Source organism: Geitlerinema sp. PCC 9228 (assembly GCF_001870905.1).
In the GTDB taxonomy this organism is placed as follows: Bacteria; Cyanobacteriota; Cyanobacteriia; order Cyanobacteriales; family PCC-9228; genus PCC-9228.
In genome coordinates, this window is the sequence record NZ_LNDC01000194.1 from 25,119 (window position 1) to 35,585 (window position 10,467).

At 44.5% G+C, this 10,467-nt stretch carries 2 protein-coding genes; one reads left to right on the forward strand and one right to left on the reverse strand.

The genetic code is table 11. The annotated features are described in order from the left end of the window. Nucleotides 1–95 precede the first annotated feature (95 nt). Nucleotides 96–9,644 carry a LamG-like jellyroll fold domain-containing protein gene (locus AS151_RS20100; RefSeq protein WP_211517658.1) on the reverse strand — a complete coding sequence of 3,183 codons (9,549 nt, stop codon included), beginning with the start codon at nucleotides 9,642–9,644 and terminating at the stop codon, nucleotides 96–98. Nucleotides 9,645–10,059: 415 nt separating this feature from the next. On the opposite strand from AS151_RS20100, the gene AS151_RS22640 reads away from it, so the two are divergent. Continuing rightward, the gene (locus tag AS151_RS22640) at nucleotides 10,060–10,230 is read left to right on the forward strand and encodes a hypothetical protein (RefSeq protein WP_211517659.1); all 171 of its coding nucleotides are present in this window, start codon (nucleotides 10,060–10,062) and stop codon (nucleotides 10,228–10,230) included. The last annotated feature ends 237 nt before the right edge of the window (nucleotides 10,231–10,467 follow it).

The following is a 10,467-nucleotide window of genomic DNA, read 5'->3' on the forward strand; positions in this document are numbered from 1 at the left end:
GTACATAAACCCGCAAAAAATGTAGGGGTAGTGCCTCCGTGCCTACCCCTACAGAAAAATTGTGGTTTCCCTATGTCAGATTTGGTCTGAAATGTCTAGAGGCTAGAAATCTGCTGGAAGTCGTCTTCGGTGATGTTGGAAGCATCAACGCCAGTGAGACCAGCCATGGTATTGCCATTGACCGAAATCACCGTACCGCCTTCAGCTTGCGTGATGGTCAAATCTTCAAACGTGACACCGTTGGGTTGTACGGGGAACTCGCTGGTAGGCAGAACCAGGGAATCAACGCCATCTTCAAAGTCAGTGATGATGTCAGGACCGGATACGTTTCGTAACAAGAAGCGATCGCTTCCCTGACCGCCAGTGAGGGTATCCTCTCCCAAATCGCCACTGAGGAGGTCGTTGCCGCTGCCGCCGTTGAGAATATCCGCTTGCTGACCGCCAAACAGGATGTCATCGCCGTCGTTGCCGTTGACTTTATCTTCTCCCAGATTGCCGTTGAGGATATCGTTGCCGTTGCCACCTTGGAGGTTGTCTTTTCCTTGACCCCCAAATAGGATATCGTTTCCATCGCCGCCATCGACAAAATCGTTTCCTTGGTTGCCATTCATGATGTCATTACCGGCTTCACCGTAAAGGCGATCGTTTCCGGAGAAGGTGGCGACGGCATCGTTGCCATTGCCAGCAGTAACTGCGTCGTTTTCTGCAGTGCCTTCTAGGGTGTCATCGCTGTCAGAACCGGTCATGTGGTTATCCATGAGTTTGTTGATGGTTTCTTCACGGTTGCTAGCGTTGGTTTCCTCATTGCCAGCATCCCCATCAACGTCATTATCGGCTCGATCGCGATCGCTATTATTCGTCGCCTCACTAGCGGAAGATTCGTCTGATGGATCGGCGTTGCTATCCGAGTCGCTATCCTCATTGCCATCCTCATTGCCACCGGTGTCTTCGTCACTGATATTGACTGTAAATTCCTCGGTAAGCGTATTCCCATCACCATCTTCCACCGTAATGGAGATAGTGGCAACGCCTGCTTCTCCATCAATAGGAGATAGACTCAGAAGTGCTTGATGCGCTTGACCACCGGCACTGACCGACACATTGTCCGCTGGTAAAAGACTGGAATTGTCGGAAGTAATGGAAATGTCTAGCTGGTCGTAGGAAGTTTCAAAGTCAAACAGGGTAATGGGAATATCTTTTAGCTGCTCGCCTTCACTGATGTTCACGTTATCCAGCCCTGCCAACTGGGGTTTTAACTTGACTTGGCGAATTGCTTCCAGGGCAGCTTCGCTGGTATCTGCCATCTCCAGGATTTCGTTAATCGATTTCTCGCCGCGAGCTAGTTCATTGAGGGCTTGGGCTTCTTCTCCGTGGGAAACAAGTTTCGCTTGAGTGATCGCTGTGAGGAGTTCGATGCCATCGCTCGATTCTTCTGCCAGCAATCGTTTCTTGGTGACGCCTGCCGCTAGCAGTTTCGCTGCTGCATCGACAATATCTTCCACTTCCTGGTTGTTTAAGCCCAGTTGCAAACCTTCTTCTGTTGCCAGCGTTTGAGCGTTGGCAGCACTGCTACGAATGACATTGCTGAGAACAGTTGAGTCTTCCAGATTTACGGAACGACCGTCCATTAGTTCGGACAAGGCTGAGAAAGCAGCGTTGCTGAGAATTGCACTCGTCGCCGTATCTTGTGTATCTACCGTTCCACCCGAAGCGCCGGCGAGTAGATTGTGAATTCCCGAAATCACCCCTTGCACGCTGTTGTTGGCAAGCAAAACCGCACGGGCATTGGGATCTTCTTTTAGCGTGGCATCGACATAGTCAAACTCAAATAAATTGACATCATCCGAAATACTGAAGGCAGTTTGGACGCGCTCTTGGGCTGTGTTTTTGTCAACGTCCTGTTCGATGAGCTGCTGAATGAGAGAAGTAACCGGATTAATCGCACTTTCAGATGAAGCAGACAAGACGCCCTGAACGGGTAAACCAGTAGCCACATCAACACCGCCGCGAGCGCGCAGTACGCCATTCAAAATGTCAACATCGTCTGGCACACTCAAGTCGAAAGAACCATCTGCTTTGGTGGTTGTTTGAACTTCTCCTAAGTCGAGCAAACGATTGCCATTGGTATCGAACCATACGGTTGCCCCATCGACGTACCCTAGAGAAAATTTAGATGTAAGGACATTTCCCGATTCATTGCCAATGGCTTCCTGATTAAATTGGGTGAGAACGGTTCGTAATTCGGTACTCCATACCTCCTTCATAATCTCAAATAAACCCAAATCTACCCCAACTTTAATGGAGCCATTGACAAAGGCATCTAATTGCCCCTTCAGATCGAATAACTCTAGGGGGGTATCGAGGCGAGAGATGATTTCTGAACCTCTCACTTTACCATCGTTTTTGCCTTGCAGCTCTCCTTCATCGATGAGATCGAAGCCAAGGGTACCTTCTATACCTCCTTTTAATACTGCTTTAGCAACAACAGCACTAGCCGACAATCCAGCAGCAATTGTCGCTGAGGCGATCAGTTCGTCTTTGTCCTTACCGTCCTCATCGAAGTCGTCAACATAGAAGCCATCGAGAATTTTATAAATTTCTGAAAGCTCAAAGTTGCTATCTTGCCAAGCTTCTAAGCCTGCAGTATCGTATCCCACAGATAAGTCAGTCTGGGCTTCAAATCCAAGCTCTAAAATCCCTTCAATGATAGGTGGTGTCCATAGTAGAAATTCCTGTTCTTTACCGAAGAAGAAATCTAGATCGGGAATATCGTAAGTAATTAGATCGACATTTTCCTGTCCCAACAAAATCTTAATCGGGGTAACTGGATTGGTTAAGAATGGAATATCTAAACCTGCAAGTTTGCTCCCCTCATCTCCCATCAGGTAACTGAGGGCTTTCTGCTGTTTTTCACTTCCAGATTGTTTTGTGCTATCCAGAAGCTGTTTTTGAGTATCTGCTGTTGCTTCTTTCCCAGAAGCTGTTTTTTGAGTCCCCTTGTCTGCTGGAATTTGCGAGGTACTATCTGCCGGATCGTCGCTGGCTGCTTTGAAATCGTCGAGGTTGTAGCTTCCTAATTCTAAGGTAAGGTTGTCCTCGCTTTCTGTTAGTGCTTTCAGGCTTTCAGCAGTCTCAACAATTTGGTTGACGGTATCAGTAAACTGAATGGCATTATCTACACTATTTTTAATTCGCTGTAGCTTTTTGTCTCCAGTATCTTCAGGGATGGCATTGGCAATGGTTTTGGTGATGTCAAGAAGAGAAACCCCGGGGCGAGAATCCTGATTGAATTCGTCTTCTAATCCCAGTTGAGAGAAAATCTTGGTATCGGCGTTGAGAATGTCGAGAACTGGTTTGGCAGGTGAGATAATCTCATCAACGGTTTCGATAACTGGCGTGGCTAGATTGGTTAGGAAGCCTCCTACATCAATTTGAATGTCGTTAAAATCAACGTTGAACCCTTCTTCTGCAGCTTCCTCTTGATTGCTGTAGTTGAACAAAGGTAAACCAACACCTAGGTTAAAGTTGAAGCTAGGGAAGGCTGGGTTTCCTTCAAAGCTGGTTTTGGTGGCTAACCCCAGATTGGCTAACCCAGAAAATTCATAGTTGAAGAGGTCAGAGAAGCCCAAATCAGGATTATTTTTCCAGTTTTGTAGTTCAGTTAGGGTGAGGCGATCGCCATCATCTAGATAATTAATTATCGGTCCTTGATCGGTGAAGTTTTCTGTATCAAATTCATTGTTGGGTAAAGCAAACGGCTCGATCGGATCGCCGTCCTCGTTAACCGTCAAACTTCCATTATTATCTAAATCGATAAACTGTACCCCTTCTTGAATATGCAGGATTGGATCGGACAGCAAATCAAGTTTTTCATCTTCTTCTAAATCAATAAATGTGATAGCCGAATCAATGACCTGATTCTCATTAACCGTCAATCCAAGCAATTCAGCATAGGTAGGTTTTTCGGATGCAGATAATCCGAGAAAAGTAGCTACACGATTACTAATCGTGTCTAACAGATTAATATCTGAATCGGGGTGGTCAATGGTATTGTTTGTAATCTTGTAGGTAACGAGGTTATCTTCATTCAGATTAATGACCCAATTATCTTCTTTTTTATCTAGTTGAGGCTCTCCAGAATCATTAATATTATTGCCGTTGAAATCGAGATAAGTTTGATTAGTAGTTACGAACTCATCAGGGCTCTCTTCTTCATCAAGGGTTAGCTGGCTATCTTGATTAAGGTCTAAGAAGGTGACACGATCCATAATAAAGGGTTCGTTCTTATCTTTTTTCCCATTGTCATCTCGATCGTAAAACTTGAGCGTTAAATCTTCTTCTGGATCGATCTTATGCTCACCAACCCTGATACTACCACTACCATTCGTGAGGATATTGACTAAGTTAATTGTTGGTTCGTTGCCATCTTTGGAACCACTATTATTTTCGTCAATATAATTATTACCATCACTATCTTCCCGAACCTTGTATTCTTGAGGGAAGCGGTTAGAGTCTGAGCTATCGTCATACTTACCGTTATTATTAAAATCCAAATATTGGAAAGAATCAACGAAGAAATTAGAAGCATCCAAGCTGAGAGAGTTTTTTTCGCGAACAAAGGGTTCACTGAAGACAATCAATGGCTCGTCAGAGTCCACGTCACCATTATTATTTGTGTCAAGAACTTGTCCATAAATTTGATTATTGTCTTCATCTTTATCTGTTAAAACTTTATATTCCCCAGTAAACTCCTGGTCCTTAATTTCATCTAAGTATTCAGTTCCATCGTTTAATGTTTCGATTTTAATTTTTTTCAGTTGTGAGTCAGGGAAACGGATATTAACAATTGGTTCATCTCGATCGATTTTACCATTCTTATTGGTATCTTGACTCAAGCGACCTGTCAAAGAGTCTAAAAGAAGTAATTCCCCTTCATTGAACTCGTCGTTATTATTTTTATCAAGATAGATGGTTCGATCGTCCTTGCTTTTAATTCGATCGAGATTTTCTTCGATCGTGATTGGGCGATCGTCACTATCCTGACTACCATTATCATTAATATCTAGATACTTTTGATTTCCTTTAGTGAATACTTTATGTTCACGAGTCCAGTATCCGTCTCCATTGGTATCCAAGTATTGAAAAGATTCTCCATTGGGCAAAGTTCCAGTTTCCACTGAAGCATCAGTAACTCCATCGATCTCGTCTTTTTCACCGTTTCGGTTATAATCAAGTATTTTATCGGGTTGGTTGGGGTCATCCCCTTTTGAATTGGGATCTTCATAAAATGTCAGATATTCTCCCTCTTGATTAATGATGGGTTCAAGAAGCGGATCCTCTTTATCATTCTGATTAAGATCGAGATATTCATCGTTACTGGCACTCGGCAGTTTTGGTTCGTCTGCAAAAGTCTGTTCTTGATTTGCATTTCCAACTAGATTGAGGTAAGAAAATCCGAGTTGTGAATCCTCAATCAATTTAGGTTCACCTGAAGAAAACTCTCGATCTTGATTTAAATCCAAATAAGCGAAAGATTCTTGAGTCTCCTCATCAGTTTCTTCTAAAATCAGCAATTCATTGTCACTTTGTTGTCGGTCGGTGTCGATATCTAGAAAGCTCAGTGCTGAATTAGAATTTTCTAATTTTAAATCACCAAATTCAGAGTTAACATAAGGTTCTCCCACATCTAGCAAACCATTATTATTCGTATCTTGGAAGGCAATTCCTGTCCCTTGCACAAACGTGCCTTCCCCTTCAATTTCCCGATCGGCATCCAGCTTCCCATTGCTATTTCGATCCAGCTTCGCTTTTTGTTTCTTAGTCAGGATTTCATTGGTATCGACATTATTATCTCCATTTCGATCGAAATAATACTTAAGCTCACCCTTAACCTTTTTCTGTTCAATGCGGAACGGCTTAACCTGACCATTCTTCATCCACTTTGTTGTTGTCGGATCGACAGACAATAATTGTTCGCCTGAGGAAGAATCTAAACGCCCATCGCGATCCAAATCAAAATAATATTGAGTAACTTTGCCATTGCTGTCTTTCTGAGTACGATAGATTCCTTCGTTCTTAATTGTTTCTGATGTATCAAAAGTGTTATTGCCGTTAGCATTTATTCGTTTAGCGGCAGCAGGGGCTTCTCCCACTTTCGGAAAGACTTCGGCTTTCCCTTGGGAATTTACAGAAACGAAGGGTTCTTGAATGGTTCGTGTTTCAGGGTTGGGAGTTCGATCGGGGTTTTCAATTGGATAATTAAAAGCCTCAGCATCTAACTGATGATCCCCATCTACATCAAAAAATTGAATAGTTTGATAGTTATCGAGGTCATTTAATCCCGCTTGGAAATTCACCGCCAATTCAGTGGGATTTTCTGGATCGTCGATCGTATCGAGACGGAGAAAACCTAAGTTTCCTTGACCTTTAAAGTCGTTTAAGTTGAGTTGAATGCTTGCTTCGACTTGAGTTTTTTCTGTGTCAAGATAGAAACCATAATCTTCGCTAATGCCAAATCCTAAAACAACATCAAAGTCAAAGTTAGACTGAAGTTCTCCATCTGTTTCCAGACCAATTCCCAGTGCATCTAAGCCTAGGTTGGCATCAATAGGAAGCGAGAATAATGGATAACTTTTGCTTACATCGATCGCAACATCCACGCTATTCTCGCTCATATCAACAGATACATCTAAAAACTCTAAGCCAAGGGTAGAAAGGGAATCTTCAATGATTGCTTTGAGACGATTAGCAGAGAGATTCTCTTCATCGCCAACAGCAGGAATCACTCGATCGTTTATGTCGCTGATGAGATTGGGGGTTTTACCGTCTAGGCTGCCAATCAGAGGGATTTCTAACTGGTCTAAGCTTTTTTGCAGGTTGGTAAACCCTTCTTGCATCCCTTCGGCAGTTGTTTTGGCGTTAAATACGCGATCGGCAACATCTATCCGCTGCTGGGGAACGACAATATTGTTGTAGTTGCTATCGTTGGAAGTAACTTGATAGTCAATGCCGCTCTGGTGATACAATCCCGGTTCGGCAACGGCATCCTTAACGCCTTCTACAGTGACGGTTTGCAGTTCAAACCATTTTTCCGGCGGGATGGTGATTTCAGTGGTTTGCTTTTCAACGGTTTCCGTTGTGTAATTGATGGGCAGGTTGATTTCTTCATTAGGAGCTTTTTTGAGGGAACCATCTTCATTTTTTTCGTAAATCTCGGCTTTTAACCCAAGCTTGCCGTCGCTATTATTGGGGTCGAGATTGCCAATAATAACCTGCTGAGTTTGGTCCCAGTTGCCTGGCTGTTGTCCTAAGACAACATCTTCTTCAAATTGCGTGAAATCGACTGTTGCTTCGGCTTCGTTATCGCTATCGTTAGCATCGTATAGTTTGATGACCACATCGCTACTTGGCTGTTCGTTCAATTTAATGTCGAAAGCCACAGTTTTGCCTCTTTCTGTGGTTACCAAACTGTTGAGGCTGACATCGAGATTGCCGGTTTTGCTTTGTTCGAAGCTATAAACATCCTTGTCAACACTAACTGTCTCGGGATTCACCGGATCGACGAATTGAATTTCGGCTCCTGGTGTTAGCTGGAGGGTGACATCGTCTTTGGGTTCGCTGAGTAAGGATACCTGGAAGGTAGCTGTTTCTCCTTCTCGCACGACAGTATTATCGCCGACTTGAACGATTCGGACTCCCGGTACGTCATCGTCTTGGATACTTAAGCTGGCTTTGGGGTTGTCAGGGAGTTTGTAACCTTCACCTGGAAGAAGTTCGATTTGGACGGTTTCTGAAGGGAGTTTACCTTCCAAGCCTGTCTCGATCTCGCTGTTTCGGGAAGGGTCGTTCAGTTGAACTTTTACAGTGCCTTCATAGAAACCTGATTTTTCTTGTAATTTCGCGTCCTGTTGAACGGTTCCCACCAGACCATCAGCAAATTTGATTTCGGTAGATTTTGATACGGGAATTGATTCTGGATAGGATGGGACTGGTAACTTGATATAAGAAGCACCGTTATGAAGCGAACCGTCTTCTTGATTGTTGCTGAGATCTCTTAAAGTAGAAGTATCATCGGTAGAAGTATCATCTTGTTGATTGGCAGCATAGTAGGCTACCAACCCCTCTTCGTTTCCTGCTAGGGAATTTGATTGGTTGGCTTGGATTTGTTCGGAAGTGCGAGCTGTGTTCCAAATCCGAATTTCATCCAATTGCCCTTTCCAAAAGTCTCCCTGGATAGCATTGGGGTTTTTGGTTCCAATGTAAAGGGGATCGTCGGTTGTCTTGATGGTTCCTGAAACGCCTTCTAGTGTCTCGATTTTTTCTCCATTGACGTATATAGCCAGCTCGTTTTTGGAGCGATCGTAGACGCCAGCTACATGATGCCATGCCCGTCCTGGTAGTTCTACAATTGGAGCCTCGACAACACCAACACCTCCCACATCGAACTTGAATTTGTTATCTTCCACCAGAAATCTATACTGGTCGGAAACTTGTTTTCCTTGAGAGGAAGAGTCGCCTCCTTTTTGCAATATACGGCGATTCCCACTAAAGTTTTCTTCATCCAGATAGATTTTAGCTTCTACGGTGAGATTCTCCGTAATGTTGAGAGCTTCTGAATTGGGAACTTCTACATAGTCGTCAACACCATCAAATCCTAAAACTTGTTGTTTGGGAGTGGGCGTTTTTATCCCTAACTCCAGATTGCCATTATTGTTTACACTGGTAACTTGAAGCGTCCGATCTTCGGTTAATTTGTCATCGATGGGAGCGATCGCTAGATTGTTCTGGATATCTCCAGGAGCAATGCGAATTGAGCCTTCTTTGGCTGATGCCCGATAATCCCCAAGTTGATTGTCATCTTGGAAAGTCGCAGTGCCGCCGGTTATCTTGTAATTGACTTTGATGCCGTTGTTGTTTTGGGGGGCAGGGGCATTTAGTTGGAAGTTGAAGTAACTGGGTTTGCCAAATACTTCTGATGCTGTGGGTCCAGCTTCTACGCTCACTGTCGGCAAGTCGTTATCTTCAATGACAACTGGAGCCGGCTCGGGAACGATCTCGCTACTGGTGTATTGATGGTCTTCGTCAGCTACCAATAAATCATAGTTGTTGGGCTGCCCGGAAACTTTGAGGTAATATTCCCCAAATGGTTGCCCTTCTAATGAAATTTTTTCTAGGTTTTGGCTGTTGCTGGAGCTGTCGGATTCTTGGATGGGATTTTCTAAATCTGACTGGTGGTACAGTTCTAGTTGGAGATCGCCTTGGGCGTGTTGGAAGTCAATTTGGACAAAGTCCCGTTCGTTTCCTTCGTCGGGTAAGGTAAATGCAAACCAGTCTACGTCTTGGGTACCACCAGCATCCGCGATCGCTAAGTTGCTCCACTGATATCCCCCGCGAATGGTTCCCAAATCTAGGGCGTTTTTGGGCTTGCTGTTGTCGGCTTTGGACTCGAAGTCAAATGTTTCTCCAGTTTCTACCTCAAATTCTATTTCGCTGGTATGCAGGTATTCGACGACAGAGTCATCCAAAGCGGTGGCTCGTATGGTTTGGTCGAAGTTCCAGTTTTCGGGGGTAAAGGTGAGGGTGTGAGGTTCCCCTAGAAATTCGTCGTTGAGGCGTATTTGATCGTTGGTGGGTGTGGCAGTCACTCGAACTTCGCCGGCGGGTTGGCTCTTGAGGCGAATGCTAAAGACGTTTTCTCGCCCTTCCACAGCTTTTCCAGCCCCGGTGACAATAATTTCGGCTTGGTCATCATCGGTATTTCGGAAATACAGGTCGTCTGTTTCCAGGCGGTCGTATTTTTGGTCTTTGCTGAGGGAGGTGCTTACTACTTTGTAGGATAAATCTCCATCGGCGATTTGGTCGTCTACCCCTTGAACGTAGAAGGTTTGTTCCTGGTTCCAGTTGTCAGGAGTAAACTCTAATTTGACTACTTTTTGTGGGGCATTGGGATCGCTTTTGGTGCTCAGCAGGGCTTCTGTTTCGTCTTTCGTTCCTAGAGCAACTGTAACTGGAGTTGTGGGTTCGCTGTTGAGTTTGACGCGGTAGCTGAGGCGGTTGTCGTTGTTTGTATCTTTTTCCGATGTGGTTGCCCGATTGGATTCGGAGGCGGCGTTGGTGTCGGATTCCGGAGTAATGATGACACCGGCTTCGTCGTTATCTGCGATCGCTACGGTAGCGGTTATATCGTTGCCGGAGGTGGCACCATTGAATAACTCACCGTTGTTGTTGTAGAGACTGCGATCGCTGAGTTGGTTCCGAGAGTTGGTATTGCCCTTATAGTAAGCAACTAGTTCTTCTCCGACAGCATCGGGATCTTGAAGTTCGTTTTGGTTGTTTTTGATTTGGTCGGGCGTGCGGGCAGTGTTCCAAATCCGAATTTCATTCAGTTCTCCTTTCCAGAAATCTCCTTGTGGAGCTTCTGCATTTTTGGTACCGATATACAGAGGATCGCTGGTTGTACCAATGGTG